Annotated in this window: 18 protein-coding genes; 7 read left to right on the forward strand and 11 right to left on the reverse strand. The window is 53.4% G+C overall.

Annotation, left to right across the window (positions count from 1 at the left end; all coding sequences use genetic code 11):
- Nucleotides 1–23 precede the first annotated feature (23 nt).
- The 9 genes from AB9F27_RS03595 to AB9F27_RS03635 form a co-directional block, all read right to left on the reverse strand.
- Complete coding sequence (locus tag AB9F27_RS03595) at nucleotides 24–1,925, reverse strand: beta-galactosidase (RefSeq protein ID WP_335585252.1); 1,902 nt, start codon at nucleotides 1,923–1,925, stop codon at nucleotides 24–26.
- The gene (locus AB9F27_RS03600) at nucleotides 1,922–2,794 is read right to left on the reverse strand and encodes an SMP-30/gluconolactonase/LRE family protein (protein WP_335585253.1); all 873 of its coding nucleotides are present in this window, start codon (nucleotides 2,792–2,794) and stop codon (nucleotides 1,922–1,924) included. The genes AB9F27_RS03595 and AB9F27_RS03600 overlap by 4 nt, the downstream gene beginning before the upstream one ends.
- Nucleotides 2,791–3,408: a 2-dehydro-3-deoxy-6-phosphogalactonate aldolase gene (locus tag AB9F27_RS03605; RefSeq protein WP_335585254.1), complete on the reverse strand. Its 618-nt coding sequence runs from the start codon at nucleotides 3,406–3,408 to the stop codon at nucleotides 2,791–2,793. Before AB9F27_RS03605 ends, AB9F27_RS03600 begins: the two co-directional genes overlap by 4 nt.
- Nucleotides 3,405–4,316: a 2-dehydro-3-deoxygalactonokinase gene (locus AB9F27_RS03610; protein WP_335585255.1), complete on the reverse strand. Its 912-nt coding sequence runs from the start codon at nucleotides 4,314–4,316 to the stop codon at nucleotides 3,405–3,407. Before AB9F27_RS03610 ends, AB9F27_RS03605 begins: the two co-directional genes overlap by 4 nt.
- Nucleotides 4,316–5,086 carry an SDR family oxidoreductase gene (locus tag AB9F27_RS03615; protein ID WP_335585256.1) on the reverse strand — a complete coding sequence of 257 codons (771 nt, stop codon included), beginning with the start codon at nucleotides 5,084–5,086 and terminating at the stop codon, nucleotides 4,316–4,318. Before AB9F27_RS03615 ends, AB9F27_RS03610 begins: the two co-directional genes overlap by 1 nt.
- 21 nt (nucleotides 5,087–5,107) lie before the next feature.
- Nucleotides 5,108–7,207, reverse strand: coding sequence for an alpha-galactosidase (locus tag AB9F27_RS03620; RefSeq protein WP_335585257.1), 2,100 nt, complete (start codon nucleotides 7,205–7,207; stop codon nucleotides 5,108–5,110).
- Nucleotides 7,204–8,052: a carbohydrate ABC transporter permease gene (locus AB9F27_RS03625; protein WP_039000692.1), complete on the reverse strand. Its 849-nt coding sequence runs from the start codon at nucleotides 8,050–8,052 to the stop codon at nucleotides 7,204–7,206. The genes AB9F27_RS03620 and AB9F27_RS03625 overlap by 4 nt, the downstream gene beginning before the upstream one ends.
- Nucleotides 8,053–8,056: 4 nt before the next feature.
- On the reverse strand, nucleotides 8,057–8,983 hold the full coding sequence (locus tag AB9F27_RS03630; protein WP_335585258.1) for a sugar ABC transporter permease: 927 nt from the start codon (nucleotides 8,981–8,983) through the stop codon (nucleotides 8,057–8,059).
- A gap of 75 nt (nucleotides 8,984–9,058) precedes the next feature.
- Nucleotides 9,059–10,306, reverse strand: coding sequence for an ABC transporter substrate-binding protein (locus tag AB9F27_RS03635; protein WP_335585259.1), 1,248 nt, complete (start codon nucleotides 10,304–10,306; stop codon nucleotides 9,059–9,061).
- Nucleotides 10,307–10,443: 137 nt separating this feature from the next.
- Between AB9F27_RS03635 and AB9F27_RS03640 the strand changes: the two genes are divergently transcribed.
- The 6 genes from AB9F27_RS03640 (at nucleotide 10,444) to AB9F27_RS03665 (ending at nucleotide 17,606) form a co-directional block, all read left to right on the forward strand.
- Nucleotides 10,444–11,268 carry an IclR family transcriptional regulator gene (locus tag AB9F27_RS03640; RefSeq protein WP_335585260.1) on the forward strand — a complete coding sequence of 275 codons (825 nt, stop codon included), beginning with the start codon at nucleotides 10,444–10,446 and terminating at the stop codon, nucleotides 11,266–11,268.
- A complete protein-coding gene (locus AB9F27_RS03645; protein ID WP_335585261.1) occupies nucleotides 11,256–12,314 on the forward strand; it encodes a sn-glycerol-3-phosphate ABC transporter ATP-binding protein UgpC in 1,059 nt (352 codons plus the stop codon). The genes AB9F27_RS03640 and AB9F27_RS03645 overlap by 13 nt, the downstream gene beginning before the upstream one ends.
- Nucleotides 12,315–12,500: 186 nt before the next feature.
- Nucleotides 12,501–13,955, forward strand: coding sequence for a xylulokinase (gene xylB, locus AB9F27_RS03650; protein ID WP_335585262.1), 1,455 nt, complete (start codon nucleotides 12,501–12,503; stop codon nucleotides 13,953–13,955).
- The gene (gene xylA / locus AB9F27_RS03655) at nucleotides 13,952–15,262 is read left to right on the forward strand and encodes a xylose isomerase (RefSeq protein WP_335585263.1); all 1,311 of its coding nucleotides are present in this window, start codon (nucleotides 13,952–13,954) and stop codon (nucleotides 15,260–15,262) included. Before xylB ends, xylA begins: the two co-directional genes overlap by 4 nt.
- 35 nt (nucleotides 15,263–15,297) lie before the next feature.
- On the forward strand, nucleotides 15,298–16,299 hold the full coding sequence (locus AB9F27_RS03660) for an aldose epimerase family protein (protein WP_335585264.1): 1,002 nt from the start codon (nucleotides 15,298–15,300) through the stop codon (nucleotides 16,297–16,299).
- Nucleotides 16,296–17,606, forward strand: a complete 1,311-nt coding sequence (locus tag AB9F27_RS03665) for a cytochrome c peroxidase (RefSeq protein ID WP_335585265.1) — start codon at nucleotides 16,296–16,298, stop codon at nucleotides 17,604–17,606. Before AB9F27_RS03660 ends, AB9F27_RS03665 begins: the two co-directional genes overlap by 4 nt.
- Here the strand turns inward: AB9F27_RS03665 and AB9F27_RS03670 are convergent.
- On the reverse strand, nucleotides 17,603–19,168 hold the full coding sequence (locus tag AB9F27_RS03670) for a CRTAC1 family protein (RefSeq protein ID WP_335585266.1): 1,566 nt from the start codon (nucleotides 19,166–19,168) through the stop codon (nucleotides 17,603–17,605). The two genes, AB9F27_RS03665 and AB9F27_RS03670, sit on opposite strands and share 4 nt — an antisense overlap.
- The gene (locus AB9F27_RS03675; RefSeq protein ID WP_369757566.1) at nucleotides 19,131–20,309 is read right to left on the reverse strand and encodes an ROK family protein; all 1,179 of its coding nucleotides are present in this window, start codon (nucleotides 20,307–20,309) and stop codon (nucleotides 19,131–19,133) included. The genes AB9F27_RS03670 and AB9F27_RS03675 overlap by 38 nt, the downstream gene beginning before the upstream one ends.
- Before the next feature lie 276 nt (nucleotides 20,310–20,585).
- Here AB9F27_RS03675 and xylF point away from each other — a divergent pair, with 276 nt between their 5' ends.
- Nucleotides 20,586–21,605 carry a D-xylose ABC transporter substrate-binding protein gene (gene xylF / locus AB9F27_RS03680; protein ID WP_335585268.1) on the forward strand — a complete coding sequence of 340 codons (1,020 nt, stop codon included), beginning with the start codon at nucleotides 20,586–20,588 and terminating at the stop codon, nucleotides 21,603–21,605.
- The last annotated feature ends 86 nt before the right edge of the window (nucleotides 21,606–21,691 follow it).

The raw sequence follows: 21,691 nt of genomic DNA on the forward strand, positions 1-21,691 counted from the left end.
GGATTAGGGCGCGTGGCCGATGCTTAAAACGCTTTCCAAACCACCCCAGCGGCAGGAATTTTTAAACCCTCGTGTTCGAGATCTTCAGGGGCATAGTTGACATAGAAACGGTGCGTTTGCGTATCCCGAATGCGCAATCCGTCCGGAAGGTCCGTCACTTCCATCCCTAGATCAACACAGGTTTCAGCGATCAATTGGAATAGGGTTTCGTCGTCAAGCCATCCCGCTAAATAGTTGAGATTACCGTTTGAAACGATGGCAGGGCGGCCATCGGCAGTGCTCCAGCGAATGGGCGCTTCCCCTTCAAGGTGTTCAAACCAGTGGCGGATAGTACCACCGTTTTGCAACGCAATTGCGCTATTGGGCGGGATGCTTTCGGTGTTCACGACCTTGCTATCGAGGTTCGGCAGGTTTGGTCCAAGCGGAACAGCAATCGACATCTCGTCTGTTTTGACATTGCTGCGAGGACCAATGAGTGCCGTCCCTTGGAACGTAGTAAGTGCGGCCATCAAGGAGGGCGGAATGACCATGAGGCCTGGAGCAAGAACCAATTTGTATTGGCTCAAATTCTGGGTGTCGGCCGGTAAAATATCGACGGATAATCCCGCTCGGCGTAGGGCGCGGTAGTGCGACATACAAAGGCGGAAGTAGTCGAAATCCGCGCCTTGTGGCTGCACGTCCCATGCCCATGCCGACGTGTAGTCAAAAAACAATGCGACGCGCGCGGTCGCGGTTCCGACATTTGGAATGGTCGAAATTTCTTTGGATACTTGCAAAACTTCGGCGAGGGCAGGCGCGTCAACCCCATCGGGCCGAAGGAGCGCCGTATGCATTTGTTCCTGCGCAAAAGCAGGCTGTCGCCAGCGGAAAAAACAGACGGTTTCCGCGCCATGGGCGAAAGCTTCCCACGCCCAAAGACGCTCCATTCCCGGAAGGGGGGCAGGGTTATAAGGCGCCCAATTTACGGGGCCGGGCTGTTGTTCCATGATCCACCAGCGGCCTCTGCCAACGGAGCGGTAAAGATCGTGATGGAAGGCCTGCATATCGGGATCGCCTTGGCGTAGATAGCGGGCTTTGTGTTCGGGCGTGCCCTCCAGTCGATCAGATAGGAAGCCGAGGGGATAGCTATCCCAGCTGGCGATATCGAGGTCTTCGCCAACGGCATAATGATCAAATTCGGTGATGCGCCCCATGTAATTGTGGATCAGCGGCGCATCAGTGTGGGCGCGTAAAATCTCGGTTTGAACGCGGTTGAAAGCGACAACTTGGTCAGAAGAATACCGCCGGAACGCCATGACGTGGGCTGGACTTGGGTCGGTGACTGTTAGGTTTGGAAGTTCAATTTGGTCGAATGTGTCATAATCCAAGGACCAGAAGACATTGCCCCAAGCGCGGTTTAACGCTTCGGTGGATTGATATTTCTGCGCGAGCCAATCGCGAAAGCCGTCTCGTGCATGGGTGGAGTAGGAAAGGGTTGTGTCGTGGCAGCCATACTCATTGTCGGTTTGCCATGCGGCAATATGTGGGTTTTTTCCATAGCGTTCAGCCAAAATACGGGTGATCCGCGCGCATTCTTGGCGGTAGCCCATGTGGCTGAAACAGTAGTTGCGGCGCGATCCGAATTTGCGTTGAACGCCGTCGGGTGTCACGATGTTCATATCGGGATGTTTGTCGAGCATCCAACGCGGTGGTGTCGCGGTGGGAGTCCCGAGGATGACCTTCAGACCCGCTGCGCCCAAAACATCAATTGCGCGGTCGAGCCATTCGAGTTCCAGCCGCCCAGACGTGGGTTCCATGCGCTGCCACGCGAATTCGCCGATACGCACCCATGTGAGGCCTGCTTCGACCATACGCCGCGCATTGTCGGCCCATTCTTCTTCGGGCCAATGTTCCGGATAATAGCAAACGCCGAGGGTTCTTTTCATAGGATGACTTGGTTCTCTTGTTGGCCTTTGGCGACGTCTTTGGCTATGAAAGTCGCGCCTGCCATTGGCTCTTTTTCTAAGATTTCAGCACTCAATCCAACGCGCGCAGTTGTGATGAGGAGGTCGGTTAAACCTTCGCCACCAAAGGCGGGGCAAGATGTTTGGCTCGCTTCTGGACAGGCAACGGTTTCGAGTAAAACGCCGTCGGGGTTGTAGCACGCAATGCGGTTTAGGCCCCACTGTGCGTTCCACAAATAACCCCGCATGTCGATCACGGATCCATCGGGGTTAATGCCCTCTTTCGAGAGGTCGAGCCAAAGTTCGCTGGAGCCCGTTGGCCACCCGTCCTTTGGGTTAAGCTTCTGGCGTCGAATGGTTTTTTCGGCCGTGTCGCTATAGTAGGCATAGGCCCCATCAGGTGAGAAGCAAATCGAGTTACTGATCGAAATATCGGAGTAAAGGCAGCGAAGTTCACCCTTATAATAGCGATAAATTGCGCCTGCGTTCGTCTCGGCATTGATGCCCATTGTTCCGATCCAAAAGCCGCCATAGGTGTCTGCGCGGCCATCATTTGAACGGGTGGTGGCGTCGTCGGCTTCAAGGTCACAAAGCTTGCGAACGGTTTTGCCTGTGTTCAAATCGAACAAGAATAGCGCCGTTTGACTGGCGATCAAAAGCTCGTTTTCAGAGACCCAACCTGCTGCCGATACGTATTCGTCAAAGCTCCATTCCTTAGGGCCATCCTCGCCCAAAGTTAGGAGCTTTTTTCCCATGATGTCGAACCAATAATATTGTTTGCGCAGAGGGTGCCACAGGGGGCCTTCCCCAAGGATACAGGTACGGGAATCAAAGAGCGTGGCTTGGGTCATGTGTGTGTCTCCTGCGTGATTTTGTCATAGGCGGCGACCATTTCTACGGCGCGTTTGTGCACATCGTCGGCTGTGAAACCAGGTTTGTAAAGACCCGTCCCAATGCCAAAACCGGAGGCCCCCGCTTGGAGAAGTTCGGCGAAATTCGCGGGGCCAACCCCGCCGACCATGAACACGGGAACCTCGGGAGGAAGGACGGCACAGATTGCCTTGAGGCCCTCGACGCCGAGGAGAAAGGATGGGAAAATTTTAATGCCGTCAGCACCTGCTTGGATGGCGGAAAAACATTCGGTTGGGGTTAGTACGCCGGGAAAACTCTGGAGGCCCAGACGTTTGGTTTCTTTGATCACCTCAACATTTGCATTCGGCGAGACAATAAGCTTGCCACCCAGGTCTGCCACCGCGCGTACGACCTCGGGGGTCAAAACGGTCCCTGCGCCAATTAACGCGCGGTCACCATAGGTTTTGACCATTGATGCAATACTCACCAACGCATCCGGCGAGTTCATCGGCACTTCAATGCGGTCGATGCCTGCCTCAAGAAGGGCGGCGGAGACGTCGAGGGCTTCGGCGGGGGTAACGCCACGAATAATGGCGATCAGGGGGCGGCTCATTTGGAAGTCTCCTTAAGAGATAGATAGGTCGTTGCAAGGCCCGCGAGTGTAAGGTTCTCGGCCTCGGGAATCGTGGGGGCACACCCCAGTTGGCGCAGGGCGGTTGCGTAAAGGTTTGAGAGGCCCTTTGCGCCAATAATCGCAATGTCTTGACCCAGCCAATAGGGTCGTGCTGCGGCAAGTTCTGCACCAAGTAGCAAGCCTGAGAGGCGCGCACGTGCGGAGGCCGCTGGGAGGTCGTTAAGAAGGGATTCTGCGCGCAAAGAAAACAGGCGCGCGGCCAAGCTTTCGGGTTTGGATAGCGCGTCGTCAATCGCTTGCGAAAAGGCCGCATCGTCCCAATCTTCCGTAGTTACAGAATGGCGCAAGACGGAATAATCGGACAAACACGCAAAAAGTTCGCCCGTCATGAAGGTTTGAAAATTTACGACTTCGTCCGCACTGATCCGCGCCCATTTGGTATGGGTTCCCGGAAGACAAACAACGCCATCAAAGGTGGGGTTCAAGGCAAGAAGCCCCGCAATTTGGGTTTCTTCGCCGCGCATAACGTCGGCGGGTTTGTCTTGTTTTAAACCCGCAATGAGATGGACCGAAAGGCGTGGGTCGTGAGTGTCTACACGGGTGGTATCCCCGCTGCAGGGTGTACAAGGCACGGTGCGATAACGGGCTTCTTGCCACCCCTGTCGTGAGCCGACCATACCGCATGCGACCACGGGCGTGTCGTCGGAAAGCCAAGGCTCAACCAATGACAATAGGGCGGGCTCAAACGCGTCTTGGGTGAGCTTACCCATGCCTTGATCGGAACTCGCTTCAGCAAGAATGTCACCCGTGTGCGACATGGCCCAAGCACGCAGATTGGACGTGCCCCAATCAACTGCAATCCAATCTGGACTAATCGCGCGCGCCATTATCCTGTCACCACAACGCCGCCGTCAATGACGAGGGCTTGTCCGGTCATCATCTTGCTTGATTTTGAGGCGAGGAACAGGACGCCCCCCACGATGTCTTCGGGGGCAAGGGATTCGTTGAGGCACTGTTTGTCGAGGTGCCCAGCCAAGCCCTCTGGCGTGACCCACATGTCGATCTGTTTTTGTGTCAGAACCCATCCCGGAGCGAGGGCATTTACCCGCACTTTGTCGGGGCCAAACTCGCGTGCAAGGCTGCGGGTCAGTCCATTGATGCCTGAGTTGGCGGTCGTATATGCGGGGTAGCCCGCGCCGCCCATCATGTAGGAAATGGAGGTGAAATTGATAATGCTGCCGCCGCCCGCATCCCGCATACCTTCAAAGGCTGCTTGGCACGCGAAGAAATAGGATTTGAGGTTGATGGCTTGAGACCAATCCCAAAATTCCTCGGTCACTTCGAGGGTTTCGTGGCGTTGGTCGTTGGCCGCGTTGTTGACCAATACGGTTACGGCTCCATGCGCTTTTGAGGCTGTATCGAGTGCACCTTTGAGGGCTGGAATATCCGTAACATCACATGAAATGAAAAGGGGGCGTGATCCCGTTTCCTTTTCCATTTCGTCACAAAATGCGGTGGAATCGGAGCGTTGAACAAATGCGACTTGGGCACCTTGGCGCAGAAAACCTTCGGTCAATGACGCGCCAATACCTGAACCGCCTCCGGTGATGAAAACGGATTGGCCCTTGAGGTCGGGATAAATTGCTGTGTCGCTCATAGTCGGGTCCAATCGTATAATTTATAGTTTAATGAGGTCGAGGCGTTTGCCTTGAACCACGAAAATTGTTGCGGGGAAACTACAGGGGAGGGTCAACCCCAATTGCATCAATGCGGTGCCTGAAAGGGTGACATCTCCCGCGTTTAGGGCGCAATCCCCGCGTGAAGGTGGCGAAGCAGAGCTCGGGTCTGCGGCGTTAATGAGGGACACCTCATAAGTGGCATTTGGCACTAACCCTGTAAGGCGAATGGGGCGCGGCAAGACCTGTTTGAAATTCGCGGTTTTGGCAATGAAGCATACAAAATCCTGCCCATCGCGGGCGATTTGTATTTCGGCAGTGATTTCGGGATCGGGCGCATCTAGGCGATGAATATCACCTTCGAGCATCCAGCCGCGATTGGATTTCCACCAGTGAGTAACTTTCGTCAGGGCCTCGGCCTCGGCGTCATTCAATTCACGGGGGTCCATTTCAAAGCCGAGATGGCGTTGGGCGGCGGTCCACGCGCGCAGACTCATATTCAGCGTGCGTCCAGATGTGTGGCAATGACGCGGGCCAACGTGGCTGCCCGTTACGCTTGCAGGTAGGAAAAGTGCGGCGTTATGTTGAATACGCTGGCGCTCAATTGCGTCGTTACTATCGGATAGCCAAACACGCTGCGTGCGTTCCAAAATGCCATAGTCCATACGTCCGCCACCAGACGAGCAACTCTCGATTTCAACATCGGGGAAGTTGGCGCGAAGACGATCCATGAGAGCATAGACACCCTCAGTTTGGGCGACATCATTGGCGGGCAAAACGCGGTTGTGATCCCATTTTATGTATTCAATTTCGAGGTGCGCTAGAACATCGGCGATCAAATCATAGAGATAGCCGCGCACATCGGCACGCGCCATATCGAGCACCATTTGCTGGCGTCCCAAAGTCTGGTCCGCGCGACCAAGGGCCCATTCAGGATGGGAACGATAGAGGTCGCTGTCCGGATTGACCATTTCTGGCTCAAACCAAAGGCCAAAACCCATGCCCAACGATTTCACATGTGTGATGAGGGGCGTCAGGCCATCAGGCCATTTGCGCCGATCCAAAACCCAGTCACCCAGCGAAGAAGTGTCGTCATCCCGCGTGCCAAACCAACCATCGTCCAACACGAAACGCTCGGCCCCAAGGGCAGCGGCGCGGGTGGCAATTTCGGAAAGGGTGGCGAGATCATGGTCAAAATAAATCGCTTCCCAACAGTTGTAATGCACGGGGCGATTGCGGTGGGGCCATGTGATAATCCGGTCGCGCACATGGCGCTGAAAAGAAATCGCGCAGCCGTTCATGCCAGCGTTTGAATATGCCAAATAGAGGGGCGCGGTTTCAAAGGATGTGACGGCAGTGGTTATAGATCCGGTGGCAGGCCCGAACTGAACTTGGCGGCGGCCATCCGGCAGTTCCTCGGCAATCATACAGTTGCCGCCGGCCCAGCCATAATGCAGGGCGTAGACCGATCCATGCGTGTTTTTGGCGCCCGTTTCGGGCAGGTAAAGCCCCGGAAATTGCTCGTGGCCGCTTCGGCCTGTTGGCGTATTGCGCAACCGGATACCTGCTTGCCACGGGGTTGTGACCACTTGAAATTCGCCAACCCACTTGCCAGAGAAATCGATCATCTCATCGGCTTGTTGGGGCGCGGGAAGAACTGGCGCGCTAAAATGCTCAATGATTACGGGGTGCTCAGAGGCGATGGCGGCCCGCGCTGTAATAATCCCTGTTTCGCTATCTGCTGCAAAACTGGCGGTATATGTGACGCCAGAGATCGCGTCTCGGGCATTGATTTTTAGGAGGGAAGCAACTTGAGAGACGTCAACCTGCGCAAAGTCCAGCAACAGGCGTTTGCCTTGAGCGTCGCGCAATGAAAGCCCTGCGTGGCCGGGGAAACTGTCTCCCGCAACGGGGCAGATCGTCAAAGGGGGAACCGTATCGAGCATCCCGCCTGTGACGTCCAATTTACTCATGGCATAAAGCGCTGAGAGGTCTTCAGAACTGGGGAGAAGTGCCCCCCAGTATATAACGCTTGGCAGTTGGCCCTCAGAGGCCAAAACCAAAGTTTGGGTCGGTGAATCCAGCCGCCAAGTCGAAGTCATTTTACGGCACCCAAAGTAAGACCAGCAATGAAGTGCTTTTGCATCAAAAAGAACATGGCAACTGGCGGAAGCGCCGCGATGATCGAGCCTGCGGAGAGCATGTGATAGGCGGTCCCGAATTGCGCGTTGAAGCTTGTGATGCCTGCCGTCACGGGCTGTGAATCGGGGCCTTGGGTCAAGACGACTGCCCAGAAAAAGTCGTTCCAGATGAAGGTGAAAATCAACACCGAAAGCGCCGCGATTGCGGGCTTCATGAGGGGCAGCACAACGTACCAGAAAATGCGCCATTCCGCGACGCCCTCTACGCGAGCAGCTTCAATCAATTCATGCGGCAGGGCCTTGATGAAATTGCGCATAAAGAGGGTGCAAAACCCAGTTTGAAACGCGATGTGAAACATCACAAGGCCCGTTTTGGTGTCATAAAGACCCAAGCTAATGGTCATGTCACGCACCGGAACCATCAAGATTTGGAATGGCACAAAATTCCCGGCGACAAAGAGGAAGAAGATCCAAATATTGCCTTTGAATTTGTACACACCGAGGGCAAAACCCGTCATGCAAGACAAGGCAACTGCGCCGATCACAGTTGGAACTGTGATGAAAAACGAGTTGAGAATATAGCGCGGCATTGGGCTTTCGGCAAAAACACGGGTGTAGTTGGCGAGAAAGTCAAAGCTACTGGGCATGCCCCAATAATTGCCGCTCGCGAAATCGGCGGCGGGTTTGACCGAGAAAATGGCAACCGCAATCAAGGGCAGAAGCCACATGATGAGGGCCAAAGGGAGCATGGTTTGGTAGGTAAGCTGCCAAGCCCGCGAGGTTTTATCAATGGGGGTGGGGAACATGGGTTTACCCTTTCTCGTCGCGGTACATTTTTACAAGGAAGATCGTAATGAACACCATCATGATTAGGAACAAGATCACAGCAATCGCGGCGCCGTATCCCATTCTAAAGCCATATTCCGACAGCGATTTTTCATACATATAGAACGACAACACGCGAGAGGAGCCCCATGGACCACCTTGGGTCATGATCGAAATCAGGTCAAAACTGCGCAGCGCACCAATGATCGTCACCACAAAGGCAATAAACGTCGCGGGGCGCAGTTGTGGCAGCACCACATACCACAGCATCTTGATGCCCTTGGCGCCGTCCAAACGGGCCGCTTCGATTTGTTCTGGGTCAACCGCATTGAGGCCGGTCAGATAGAGGATCATACAATAGGCTGTCTGGGGCCAAAGACCCGCGGCAATAATCCCGTAAGTCACAAAGCGTTCGTCGCCAAGAACCGCAATGGGGCCAAGGCCAAAGAGGCCAATAAATTCGTTCATCAAGCCAAAGGTCGGGTCATAGAACCAGCTAAAAACTAAACCCACAACGACTTGCGAGATCACGAAAGGAAAGAAGAAAAGCGATTTATACAGGCGAATTCCGGTGACGGTTTGGTTTAGGAAAAGGGCGATAAACAAGCCCGCCGGAACAGCCAAAAGATAGAGCGTCAGCCAGATGATGTTGTTTTTTAGGGACGTGTAAAAGGCCTCATCGTCCATCAACTCGACATAGTTGCCCATGCCGATGAATTCTTTCTGGCCCAAGCCGTCCCAATCCAAAAAGGAAATCTGGAACGATTGGAAAATCGGAACAATCACGTAAACGAGAAAGAAGAGAATGCCGGGAGCGAGGAAAAGCCAGGGGGTGACTTTTTGTTGATTTCTGCGCCACCAAGGTTTTTTTGGACCTAGTGCGGCTACATCTGCGAGGGCTGAATCCGTCATGACGCGCTTTCGTTTTCCAAGGAGGGGAAAGGGGAAAAGGGGCGAGCGTATTTGGCCCGCCCCTTCCGCGATATTTTATTCGTAAACTTGGCCGCGTGTTTTCTCAAGACGGGCAAGAATTTCGTCAAGATTATCTGGCTTCACCATGAATTCTTGGAAACCTTCCATCCCAGCTTTGGCCATTTCCGCAGGAGCGTCGCGGTCAAAGAACTGCGCAAGACCAGCCGAGTTGGAGAGAACGACAAAACCTTCTTGAAGGAATTTGTCATCGTCAACCGAGCTGTTTTTGTTCACAGGAAGTTGGCCCAATTTGTCCCCAGCATTGATCGCTGTTTGCACGTCAGCAGAAGCAACATATTGAAGGAACGCACGGGCGTTTTCTTTGTTTTTGGCTTGCGACGGGATGTGGAACGTGTCGGTTGGCGCATCTTCCGCCATTGGAACGCCTTCAGTGATCAATGGGAACTGATAGAAGTCCAACTGATCGTCCGTCAGGCCAGCTTCGCGCAATTGCGCAACCGCAAAGTTGCCCATCAAGTAGGAAGCAGCTTCGCCTTTGACCATGAAGGGCAGGGCTTCTTGCCAGCTGTAGGATGTGTGGTTGTCAACGAACGCACCCATGTCGATCAGTTCACGCCAATGCGCGAAAATCTCTTTTACGCGATCATCTTCCCAGCTGATTTTGCCAGCAGTGAGGTCCATGTGGAATTCATAACCGTGGGTCCGCAGCGAGAGATAATCAAACCAGCCACCAGCGGTCCAAAGGTATTTTGTGCCGATTGTGTAGCACTTGATGCCATTGTCGAGAAGGGTTTGGCAGTTCGCCAGCTCTTCTTCCCATGTTTTGGGCTCGGAAAGGCCGAGTTTGTCGAAGATGTCTTTGCGGTAGTAAACGCCCCATTGGTAGTATGTGTAGGGAACGCCGTATTGCTTGCCTTCGATTGTCATCGACGGTTTTGTCGACGCAAGATCGGCGGACATTTCATCGCCCCAAAGGTCGGAAACGTCGTCAAAAAGGCCCGCGTTTACGTAGGGCAACATCCGGTTGCCCGCATACCACGTTGCAACGTCAGGCGCGTCCGCCGTTAAGAAGTTGCGAATTTGTGTTTTATAGGCTTCGCGATCGATAATCGTTGTTTCGATCGTGAGGTCTGGGTTCAAAGCTTGGAAATCGGCAATCATGCCTTCCATCGTTGCGCGGGGCGCAGGGTTGGATGTGTCCAAGAAAATTCTCAGGTCGCCGGTTAGTTCCGCCGACGCAGTGCCTGCAAAGGCTGCAGACGTAAGGAGCGCCGCGAGGGTCGCTTTAATAATAGAACTCATTGTGTCCTCCCAAAGTTCGTATGCTTGTTCCACTATGTGAAACTTAATTCCACATATTGAAACCATGAGGCGAATCAGGTAGGGTTGTCAACAGTTTCTTAAGGTAGAACCTTAGGGAAACTTGGGAGGAAGAGCGAATGGCAGGACAGGGAAGCGGAGACGGAACCGTTGGAAAAGCGCTGGAAGTGCTTGATATGGTTGCGCATTTTGAGCGGCCCATACGATTTTCGGAATTGCTGAACGCCAGCCCCTACCCTAAGGCGACTCTCTACCGACTCATCCAAACCCTCACGAGCCAAAGGATGCTTTCGTTTGATCCGGAAGCGCAAACCTATGCGTTAGGGGTGCGGCTTTTGGGGCTCGCACACGCGGCTTGGGCACAAAGTTCGCTCGCACCACTGGCGCGTCCGTTCATTGATGCACTGTCGCGGTCGGTTGGAGAAACCGTTCACCTAGCGCAACTCGATCATGCGCAGGTGCTTTATGTGGACAAACGCAATGCGCGTGACCCGATCCAAATGTACTCGATGGCAGGGAAAGTGGGCCCCGCCTACTGCACGGGCGTTGGCAAGGCTATGTTGGCGTTCCTTCCGGAGAAAGACCTGGCGGCGCTGCTCCTTCAGCAATCTTACCACCGTTTCACTCCAAAGACCCGATGCGACGACGCTGCTTTGCGTGAAGATCTCGTAGTCATTCGGCAACGAGGCTACGCGTTTGATGACGAGGAGCACGAACCAAACATTATCTGCGTCGCACTTCCCATTCTTACTAAAGGTGGGCGCGTGCTTGGCGGCCTGTCCATAACCAGTTCTACACACCGTAGTAGCCTTTCCGAACTCGAAAAACTCGTACCGAAAATGCAGGAAACCACGAAAAAAATTCAAGAGGTCATGCGGAACTGGCACTTCCCCGATCAAAAAACTCAAACTCAAAAAACAGGATATTCTAAATGTCAGGCGTAATCCTTAAAGATATTATCAAACGGTATGGCGATGTTCAGGTGGTCCACGGCGTTGACCTTCAAATTGAAGATGGCGAATTCTGTGTATTTGTTGGGCCGTCTGGTTGTGGGAAATCCACGTTGTTGCGCATGGTTGCGGGTTTGGAAGAAACCACAAGTGGCGCAATTAGTATCGGCGCGCAGGATGTTACAAATCGAGACCCCGCCGAGCGCGGTGTCGCGATGGTTTTCCAGACATACGCACTTTACCCGCATATGACTGTCGAAGAAAATATGGGTTTTGGGCTTAAGATGACGGGCCACCCAAAGGCGGAGATCAAAGAAAAAGTTTCGGCTGCTTCTAAAATCCTCAAACTCGACGACTACCTTGGCCGCAAACCAAAGGCGCTTTCCGGTGGGCAGCGTCAACGGGTTGCGATTGGTCGCGCAATTGTTCGGGGACCTGAAGTTTTCCTCTTTGACGAACCGCTCTCAAATCTGGACGCAGAGCTTCGGGTGGAAATGCGGGTGGAAATCGCGCGTTTGCACAAAGAAATCGGCGCGACCATGATCTATGTGACGCACGATCAGGTAGAAGCGATGACGCTTGCCGATAAAATTGTTGTGCTGCGCGCTGGGCGGATCGAACAGGTTGGGGCGCCGCTAGAGTTGTATCGCAACCCAGACAATAAATTCGTTGCCGGCTTTATTGGCAGCCCCGCGATGAACTTCTTTGATGGCACGGTTTCGGGCGGCGGTGCTTTTGTTCCAGGGATTGGATTAACCGTGTCCACATCGGTTGCGCTCCCAGCGGCCGAAACTGCGGTGATTGTTGGCGTGCGTCCCAACCATATTGTGGTCGATCCTGCAGGGGACACACATACCGTAGATATTACCGAATCCCTAGGCGGCGTGTCGTATGTGTACCTTACGGCCAAGGATGGTAGCCGCCTCATTGTCGAATCTCACGAGGAGGAGCCCGCTCGTTCTGGTGCGACCGTGGGCTTGAAAATTGATGAAACGAGCGCAATGTTCTTTGATGCGCAAACGGAATTGCGCTTTCGTTAACTGTAACAAAAGCTAAGTGAATAGAGGGCTCGCTGGAAAACAGCGGGCCCTTTATTGTTTTTTCTACTCAAATTTTGCCCATGGAAAGCGTGCTGCCCGTTGACAAAGCCCGTCTAGATGTGAATATATTTTAATCATTAAAATAAAGAGCCGACTCGGTTGGGTCGCGCTTGTGGGAGGAATGTCATGTATCTTGGGTTTGACCTCGGCACGTCCGGGCTTCGGACGATTTTGGTTTCCGAGGGTGGGGAAATCCTCGGCTCAGAGGAGGCGCACTATGAGGTGTCGCATCCACATTCTGGGTGGAGTGAACAGGACCCTGCGGCTTGGATTGCGGCCTGTCAGAAAACGCTCATTGCATTACGCGCGGCAAATCCGGCGGCTGTCACAGCAATTAAAGGCATTGGAATTTCGGGCCACATGCATGGCGCGACACTGGTGGACAAAAACGGCGACGTTTTGCGCCCCTGCATGCTGTGGAACGACACGCGAAGTGCTCAAGAGGCCGCCAAAATGGACGGAACCGATGGGTTCCGTGCTCTTTCGGGGAATATTGTGTTCCCTGGCTTTACGGCGCCAAAAGTGGCGTGGGTTGCAAAGCACGAGCCCGAGATTTTCGCCCAAATTCACAAGGTGCTCCTTCCGAAGGATTATCTGCGTTATTGGCTCACGGGCGAATATTTTGGCGATATGTCGGACGCTGCGGGCACCAGCTGGCTGGACGTTGGAAAACGCGCATGGTCCGCGGAACTCCTTGAGAAATCCGGCATGCGGCGGGACCAGATGCCCGACCTTGTGGAAGGAAGTGAAGCTGCAGGTATGTTGCGTTCTTCTCTCGCAAGCGATTGGGGCATAGAAGGCCCTGTAACGGTTGTTGGCGGCGGCGGTGACAATGCTGTGGCGGCCTGTGGTGTTGGGTGCTTTTCCGAAGGCGACGGCTTTGTTTCGCTGGGAACCTCTGGCGTTATTCTTGCCGCGAAGGAAAGCTTTTCCCCGAAACCCGAAAGCGCCGTGCATACATTTTGCCACGCTATTCCAAATACTTGGTACCAAATGGGGGTCATCCTCGCAGCCACGGATTGCATGAACTGGCTGTCAAAAAATCTTGGCCCGTCTCCTGCTGAACTGTCCGGCCTTTTGGGACCCACAATCTCCGGCCCCAGCGACATTCGGTTCTTGCCGTATCTTTCTGGCGAACGCACACCCCATAACGACAGCAGAATCCGCGCGTCCCTTATTGGGATGGATGTTGGTACCGGCCACGCGGAACTCACCCAGGCGGTTATGGAGGGCGTTGGATTTGCCCTTCGTGACAATCTTGAAGCGTTGAAATCAACGGGCACCGACTTGAAACGGGTGCTTGCGATTGGTGGTGGCGCGGCGTCGGAATATTGGGTCGAGATGTTGGCAACCCTGCTTGATATGCCTATCGACCTTCCCGAAGCTGGCGATTTTGGTGCCGCACTTGGCGCGGCCCGCCTCGCGATTGTCGGCGTCACTGGCGCTGATCCCAAAGATGTAATGACCGGCCCTAAAGTGGCCAAAACCGTATCCCCGCGCAGTGAATTTTCCGACGCCTATTCAGAGGCCTACGAAGAATATCGCGCACTCTATCCAGCTATAAAGGCGATTAAAAAATGAGCACAGGTTTTTTCCCCGTAGATAAAATTAAATACGAAGGCCCCGACAGCACAAACCCGTTTGCCTTCCGTCATTACAACCCAGATGAGATCCTTTTGGGCAAACGTATGGAAGAGCACCTACGCTTTGCGACGGCCTATTGGCACTCGTTTGCTTGGGAAGGTGGCGACCCCTTTGGGGGCCGCACATTTGACCGTCCTTGGTATCCGCAAGACAACATGGACCTTGCCAAGAAAAAGGCCGACATCGCGTTTGAATTATTCACAGCTCTTGGCACCCCCTACTATTGTTTCCACGATGCGGATGTGCGTCCAGAAGGCGCAAACTTTGCGGAAAACACAGCGAACCTAAACGCAATTGTTGATATTTTTGAGCAAAAACAAGCTGAGACTGGCGTGAAGCTCCTTTGGGGGACCGCGAACTTGTTTAGCCAAGCACGCTTTATGTCTGGTGCCTCGACCAACCCAGATCCTGATGTGTTTGCCTTTTCTGCTGCAACGATCAAAACCTGTATGGATGCCACAATGCGTCTTGGTGGCGAGAACTATGTTCTTTGGGGCGGTCGTGAAGGCTATGAAACCCTTTTGAACACGGACCTTGGCAAAGAAGATGCGCAAATGGGCCGGATGCTCAACATGGTTGTCGAGTATAAGCACAAGATTGGCTTCAAAGGCGCAATCCTCGTGGAACCAAAACCACAAGAGCCTTCCAAGCATCAATACGATTACGACGCGGCGACGGTTTACGGTTTTCTCAAGCGCCACGGTCTTGAAAATGAAGTGAAGCTAAATCTTGAGCAAGGCCATGCGATCCTTGCAGGCCACAGCTTTGAGCATGAAATTGCAACGGCGACGTCGCTTGGTATCCTTGGGTCCATCGACATGAACCGCAACGATTACCAATCTGGCTGGGACACGGATCAGTTCCCAAATAACGTTCCAGAAGTTGCGCTGGCGTATTACCACATCCTCAAAGATGGTGGCCTGAAAACGGGCGGCACAAACTTTGATGCCAAAGTGCGTCGTCAATCCATTGATCCTGCGGACCTTCTGCATGGTCACATTGGCGGTATGGATATCTGTGCTCGGGGCCTTAAAGCTGCGGCGGCGATTATTGAGGATGGTACTTTGGATAAAGAGCTTGCTGACCGTTATGCCGGTTGGGAAGGCGAAGAAGCCCAAAAAATGCTCAAGGGCGAATACTCCCTCGAAGACATCCAAAAATATGTCGAAGCGGCGGATGTGAACCCAAAGGCAAAATCCGGCAAACAAGAATACCTCGAAAACGTTGTAAACCGCTTTGTTTAAAGGGAAGCATGGGATGATGAATTTTCGGAGGCTCCATGATCACACGTAAAACAGTTGCCCGCGCAGAGAATGGCGTGGGCATCGATGAAATCACCCTTGTTGATGGTGCCTCTGAGGTGAAATTCCTGACGGTGGGCGCCGTTACACGCGATTGGCGCGTGTCCCACTTAGGCCAAGAAATCCCTGTCGTTTTGGGACATGAAAACCCTGAAACCTATTTGCAAAATCCTTATTACTTCGGGGCCATCGCGGGACGTGTTGCAAATCGGGTTGCGGGGGGGCGTTTTGAGTTGCAAGGCAAGGCCTTTCAATGCAGCCAGAACGAGGGGCAAAATATGCTGCACGGGGGGCATGTTGGCCTCGCGAAACGTCTGTTCACGGCAGAAATTGATACCGTCCAGAACCGTGTATTGTTTGCCTATCACTCGCCAGACGGGGAAGAAGGCTTTCCTGCGGCGGTGGATTTTACCTATGCGATTTCGCTGCAAGGCTCGGCTTTGACTTATGAGATGACGGGAACCCCAGACCGCCCGACACCGATTAACCTCGCACAGCACAGCTACTATAATTTGATGGGGCAGGGCGATATTCGGGGCCATCACCTCACGGTTGACGCCGCAAAATATACACCTACGGATTCAGAGAATATCCCTACTGGGGAGGTGCTGCCCGTCACGGATACCCGCTATGATTTTCAGGCGGGCGGTTTGATTTCTTCAGTGGATTCAGCAAAGCAAGGGATGGATATCAACCTGGTTCTGGGGGATGAAAACCCCTCGGTGACACTTGTGGCTCCTAATGGCCTTCGCCTTGAATTGACGACTCAAGAGCCGGGATTGCAGCTTTATACGGGTCACTACGTCAACGAAATGACTGGGCAAAACGGCCAAAAAATAGGCCCGTATTCGGGCGTTTGTCTTGAGGCGCAGCATTTTCCGAACGCCGTTAATCAGATGGGTTTCGATCAGCCGATTGCAACGCCCGACAGTCCCTATTTCCAAAAACTGGTGGTTGATATCCATAGGAAACCCATATGAAACCCATATGTTTTGTTTTCGCATTTTTGGGAACAACAGCACTCGCCGATGTGGCGTCAACACTGCCAACAGCCAACGCGGTTTTTCCTGATCTTGAGACCGCGAATGTGCAACTTGGCCAGTTCCTATTTTATGATCTGATCCTGAGCGGAAACAAAAATATCGCCTGCGCGACGTGCCATCACCCAAGTTTGGGAACGTCGGATGGGGTTTCTCTGGGGATCGGCGAAGGTGGCATTGGGCTTGGAATGAAGCGCATCCATGATCCGAAAAACCCACCCGAAGCGCGCATTCCGCGCAATGCTCCGGCGCTGTGGAATCTCGGTGCCACCGAATTTACCGTGATGTTTCATGACGGACGTATTGAGGCGAGTCCGGATAAGCCAAGCGCCATGCGCACACCGCTTGGTGTTGAAATGGTCACGGGATTTAAGTCGCCCCTTGCGGCGCAGGCGATGTTTCCCGTCCTATCTGCCGACGAAATGGCGGGTCACTATTCGGAAAATGACGTTTCAAAAGCGGTCCGTATGGGCCAAAGCAGCCAAGAAGGTGGTGCGTGGGATATCATCGCTGCGCGGGTTGAGAATATCCCCGAATATCGCGCAATGTTTGACGCCCAAATCGGTAGCGAGACGCCCATCACGTTCCAACACATTGCGAATGTGATTGCCGATTTTATTGCCTTTGAATGGCGCGCCGATGACAGTCTTTTTGATCGTCATTTGCGCGGTGAAGGGGCGCTAGAGGGCGCGGCCCTTTTGGGGATGGAGCTTTTCTATGGGGAGGCGCAATGCGGCACGTGCCACAGTGGTCAGTTCCAAACAGATCACGCGTTTCATGCCATTGCTATGCCGCAACTCGGACCCGGAAAAGCAGCACCATTTGAGAACCATGTAAGGGATACGGGGCGCATGGAGGTGACGGGAAAATCCCAAGATGCCTTTGCTTTTCGCACCCCAAGCTTGCGGAACCTTTCTGTCACGGGGCCTTATGGGCATGCGGGGGCCTATTCGGATTTGCGTGACGTCGTTGAGCACCATTTGTCGCCTGTCGCGTCATTGGAAAACTACGACCCAGCCTTCGCAAGACTCCCAGCGTTTTCGGAAGTTGAGGACTGGCGTATTCAGGCGGACGACAGGGAAGCATCAGATATCGCTGCGGCGTCCGAATTGTCTCCAAATTACGGTTTAACCGATAGCGATATTGATGCGCTCATGGCGTTTCTTGCAACCCTCGACGACACAAAAATGGGACAAGGGCGTTTGGGGATTCCCCAGCGTGTTCCCAGTGGATTGCCGCTTGATTAAAGCGGTTTAAGGCCTTCATCGCGCTGAAAAACAAAGGGCTGGTTCGGTGTGAAATCGTACCACTCGGATGTCGTGTGATCTGGCCAGATGACACGAACGGTTGCAGCTTCGGCCATCCCAAGCCCAAAATGCAACGGTCCCAATTCGCCACCAGCATGTCCGCCACCGATGGTGATTTCACGCGTTTGAACGCTAGCATCCGTTTTTACCTCAACAAAAGCGCCGATGGCATCCCGATTTACGCCAGCCTGTTGAATTTTTAGGCTCACCCAATTTCCGGTATTTGTGGACGTGTTCTGATATAATTCAATGTCCGCCTTGCGGTTATTGACCGCCAAATCAAGCAGCCCGTCGCCATTGAAATCGACAAGCGCCGCGCCGCGACTGCGCACGAGGCTTGCGATGCCTGCAACGTCGCCTTGCTCCGAGAAATTGCCATTCTCATCTTGGATTAGGAGGTTGTTCGGGTCTTCCATGGCCGCGCCAGCCATGCGTTCAACATTGCCTTTGGCGATAAATATATCGTCGCGTCCGTTGTTTTCGATATCGCCAAAAGCGACGTGCCAGCCTGTGCTGGGGCGGCCATCTTCACCCGTGAAGGGGCGATGGGCGGTTGTTCCCCGCTCATAGGTGTAGTCGATGAAATTTGGGGTGCCGTCACCTGTGGGGCTTTGTAGTTTTTGGTCGCCCATGGAGGTGAGGTAGACCTCGGAATACCCGTCGCCAGTAAGGTCGCGGCTTGCGATTCCCATGCCCCAAATCATGTAGTCTTTCCAGCCGTCCGCTTGAGTATAAAGCCTTGGTTCGGGGGCCATTTCCCACATTTGCTCAGAGCCACCTTTGACATAATAATGCCGGTCGTTTGAAACTCTCAAATCGGCCTGACCGCTGCGTGACCAATCGGAAAACAAGATGGAAAGGGCGCAAAAACCGGGGGCGAGTGGCGTGGGGGCGGAGTAAGTGCCGTCCTTTGGCCGCAAAAGCGTATTTTCATCGCAGGTCCCGAAGGGCCCGTCGGGATTGTCGCGATCGACGTAGTTTCCAAAGGCCATTGTTGGCAGTGCGTTTGTGCCTTCCCATGTGGCCGAAAACGCCGTGGTCCAAGCGGTGTCTGGGATGTAATCAAGGCTGGTGAACGGCGTGAATGCACAGTCGCCCAACCCGCGTAGAAAACGGTTTTCCCCGACACGCAAGATCGCCAAATCGATATGTCCGTCGCTGTCGATATCAATCGGGTAAGCGCCTGTTACACCAGTTAATGCAAGGCTCTCTGGGGTGTTATCGGAAAATGACGGCGTGTCGCCCATTTGGGCGGTGGTGTTGAGGAGCAGAGCGGCAGGAGCTTCTCCACCCGCAGCATAAAGTTCGGGCAACGCGTCATCGTTGCAATCAAACGCGGCAAGACCGCCACCGACATAATGTTCCCACCCACCAACATACTGATGAGGCGGCGCGGGAAGGCGTGTAAATTCAGGAGCGGCAAACGCGGATGTGCTGAGACTTGTAGCAACCACGACGAGGATTTTAGCTTTGTGCATCTTGCGAAATTTTCCGAATTGCATGTTCCGTGACGCCTTCCATGGCATAGGCGGCAGCGCCCTTGGCCCACATCAAATCGCCCCATTTATGGATTTTAACTTGCGGCAGTGGTGCGTCGATCTGGACTACCGATTTTTTCATCACATCAAGAACTTCATCCGCATAAAGATAGTCAAATTGCATCCGTTCGCCAGAGAGAATAATAAGCTCGGGGTCAAAAATATTGACGATATTTGCAAGGCCCATGGCAAACATTGTTCCCGCCCGTTGGAAGATTGATTTGGCGAGGGGATCACCGGCCTTTGCCGCATTGAAAAGCTCTTCGAGTTTCTTTTCCGATGTTTCGTCACCCATGGAGGATGCGACGATGCTTGCCTCGCGCAAAACGGCGTAATCGGCCACATAGGCTTCGAGGCAGCCGCGTTGCCCACAGCGGCAAAGTGCTCCGTTTAGGTGCACTTTTGTGTGGCCAAATTCCGCGCCGCAGCCACGCGTTCCGCGATAGATTTGGCCGTCAATAACGATCCCCATCCCAACCCCATGTTCAATGGTGACCACGATGAAATCGCGGTGGGACTTGCCCATGCCAAAAAGCTGTTCAGCTTTGGCCACGAGGTTGGCATCATTGTCGATAAACACGGGCAGGGGGATGACGTTTTCCAACATGTCTCGCAAATCCACATTGCGCTCGGTCATGGAGGGCGACCAATAAACAAACCCTCGCAACGCATCAATAATGCCCGCAACCCCGACACCCAGCCCAGATAGGTCAGAAATCGAAATTCCTGCCTCAGATGTTGCTGTTTTCAAGGAATGGAGGATAAAATCGACCATATCCTCACCGGAAAGCTGGCTTTTGGGCAGGGGGGTCTCGAATTCGGCAAAGGTATGCCCTTCAAAATCCATGAGCGCCACGGTCGCCGTTTTGTTCGAGACTTTGATGCCAGCAACCCAATGGGCGGCGCCACGGATTTTAAGGGCGACCCGGGGGCGCCCGCGTTTTGTATCGCGTGTGGCTTCATCGACTGCAACTTCTTCGATAAGGCCCGCACTTAACAACTCACTCGTGATTGACGTGACCGTCGCGGGGCTGAAGTCGGTGATTTTGGCGATATCGATGCGGGCAATTTCTTCGGCTTTTCGAATAGCGGAAATGACTTGCAACCTGCCTGATTCTCTTTGGTCTGTTGCCGATGAAGTTTTGTCCGATTTTGCCAAGAACTCGCCCCTCCCAGTTAATATGTAGATTTCGAGGGCGCAATGCTCCCGCAGTCTGCGATATATAGCACCAATAATTTAAGGGTGCAGCCCGCAGTATGAACCAGAATTATTCGAAAGTCGCGTATTTAATTAGACCTCTGAATTTAATAGTGCTAACACTATAACGATCACCGCGATTCTAGTGATTTGCGGGGACAAAAAATCTTTTGGGAGGATCTAATGAAAAAACTTACTGGATTTGCCGCTGCAGCTATGGTTGTAGCAATGGGCACCACAGCACTGGCCGATGGCGTTGTTGTTGGTGTGAGCTGGTCTAATTTCCAAGAAGAACGTTGGAAAACTGACGAAGCTGCGATTAAAGCTGCTCTTGAAGCTGCTGGCGCGACTTATATCTCCGCAGACGCACAAGCTTCTTCTGCAAAACAGCTTTCGGACATTGAAAACTTGATCGCTCAAGGCGCAAACGCGTTGATCATCTTGGCTCAAGACGCTTCAGCGGTTGGCCCAGCAGTTCAAGCAGCTTCTGACGAGGGTATCCCTGTTGTAGCTTATGACCGTCTGATCGAAGACGACCGCGCCTTCTATCTTACATTCGACAACGTTGAAGTTGGTCGCATGCAAGCACGCGCTGTTCTCGAAGCTATGCCAAAAGGCAACTACGTTATGATCAAAGGTTCGCCAACTGATCCGAACGCAGACTTCCTTCGTGGCGGCCAGCAAGAGATCATCCAAGCTGCAGTCGACGCTGGCGACATCACAATCGTTGGTGAAGCTTACACCGACGGCTGGGTTCCTGCGAACGCACAACGCAACATGGAGCAAATCCTAACAGCAAACGACAACAAAGTTGACGCTGTTATTGCTTCTAACGACGGTACCGCTGGCGGTGTTGTTGCTGCTTTGACGGCACAAGGCATGGAAGGTCTTCCCGTGTCCGGCCAAGACGGCGACCACGCTGCTCTGAACCGCGTTGCGATGGGCACTCAAACAGTTTCCGTTTGGAAAGATGCACGTGAGCTTGGTAAAGCTGCGGGTGAAATCGCTGTTGCTCTTGCAGAAGACAATATGGCGATGATCGATGGTTCCGCGGATTGGACTTCGCCATCCGGCACGACACTGAAAGCAAAATTCCTTGCTCCAGTGCCTGTGACTGCTGACAACATCAGTGTCGTTTTGGACGCTGGTTGGATTTCTAAAGAAGCTCTCTGCGCCGGTTCTGAACTCGCAGCCTGTAACTAAGATAATCCGTTCCCCCAGTCGTTCTGGCTGGGGGAACATTTAAAATTTTTCCTAACATCGCATTTATCTGATATTGTGGTCCCAAG

It is taken from the genome of Falsihalocynthiibacter sp. CO-5D18, assembly GCF_041205445.1.
Taxonomy (GTDB): domain Bacteria; phylum Pseudomonadota; class Alphaproteobacteria; order Rhodobacterales; family Rhodobacteraceae; genus Falsihalocynthiibacter; species Falsihalocynthiibacter arcticus.

What these genes read in the sequence shown, in the direction of transcription:
- AB9F27_RS03630 (WP_335585258.1), bottom strand. Translation starts at nt 8,983, where the DNA reads ATGACGGATTCAGCCCTCGCAGATGTAGCCGCACTAGGTCCAAAAAAA.
- AB9F27_RS03610 (WP_335585255.1), bottom strand. Translation starts at nt 4,316, where the DNA reads ATGGCGCGCGCGATTAGTCCAGATTGGATTGCAGTTGATTGGGGCACG.
- AB9F27_RS03595 (WP_335585252.1), bottom strand. Translation starts at nt 1,925, where the DNA reads ATGAAAAGAACCCTCGGCGTTTGCTATTATCCGGAACATTGGCCCGAA.
- AB9F27_RS03620 (WP_335585257.1), bottom strand. Translation starts at nt 7,207, where the DNA reads ATGACTTCGACTTGGCGGCTGGATTCACCGACCCAAACTTTGGTTTTG.
- AB9F27_RS03625 (WP_039000692.1), bottom strand. Translation starts at nt 8,052, where the DNA reads ATGTTCCCCACCCCCATTGATAAAACCTCGCGGGCTTGGCAGCTTACC.
- xylB (WP_335585262.1), top strand. Translation starts at nt 12,501, where the DNA reads ATGTATCTTGGGTTTGACCTCGGCACGTCCGGGCTTCGGACGATTTTG.
- AB9F27_RS03660 (WP_335585264.1), top strand. Translation starts at nt 15,298, where the DNA reads ATGATCACACGTAAAACAGTTGCCCGCGCAGAGAATGGCGTGGGCATC.
- AB9F27_RS03640 (WP_335585260.1), top strand. Translation starts at nt 10,444, where the DNA reads ATGGCAGGACAGGGAAGCGGAGACGGAACCGTTGGAAAAGCGCTGGAA.
- AB9F27_RS03635 (WP_335585259.1), bottom strand. Translation starts at nt 10,306, where the DNA reads ATGAGTTCTATTATTAAAGCGACCCTCGCGGCGCTCCTTACGTCTGCA.
- xylF (WP_335585268.1), top strand. Translation starts at nt 20,586, where the DNA reads ATGAAAAAACTTACTGGATTTGCCGCTGCAGCTATGGTTGTAGCAATG.
- AB9F27_RS03665 (WP_335585265.1), top strand. Translation starts at nt 16,296, where the DNA reads ATGAAACCCATATGTTTTGTTTTCGCATTTTTGGGAACAACAGCACTC.
- AB9F27_RS03645 (WP_335585261.1), top strand. Translation starts at nt 11,256, where the DNA reads ATGTCAGGCGTAATCCTTAAAGATATTATCAAACGGTATGGCGATGTT.
- AB9F27_RS03615 (WP_335585256.1), bottom strand. Translation starts at nt 5,086, where the DNA reads ATGAGCGACACAGCAATTTATCCCGACCTCAAGGGCCAATCCGTTTTC.
- AB9F27_RS03605 (WP_335585254.1), bottom strand. Translation starts at nt 3,408, where the DNA reads ATGAGCCGCCCCCTGATCGCCATTATTCGTGGCGTTACCCCCGCCGAA.
- AB9F27_RS03600 (WP_335585253.1), bottom strand. Translation starts at nt 2,794, where the DNA reads ATGACCCAAGCCACGCTCTTTGATTCCCGTACCTGTATCCTTGGGGAA.
- AB9F27_RS03670 (WP_335585266.1), bottom strand. Translation starts at nt 19,168, where the DNA reads ATGCAATTCGGAAAATTTCGCAAGATGCACAAAGCTAAAATCCTCGTC.
- xylA (WP_335585263.1), top strand. Translation starts at nt 13,952, where the DNA reads ATGAGCACAGGTTTTTTCCCCGTAGATAAAATTAAATACGAAGGCCCC.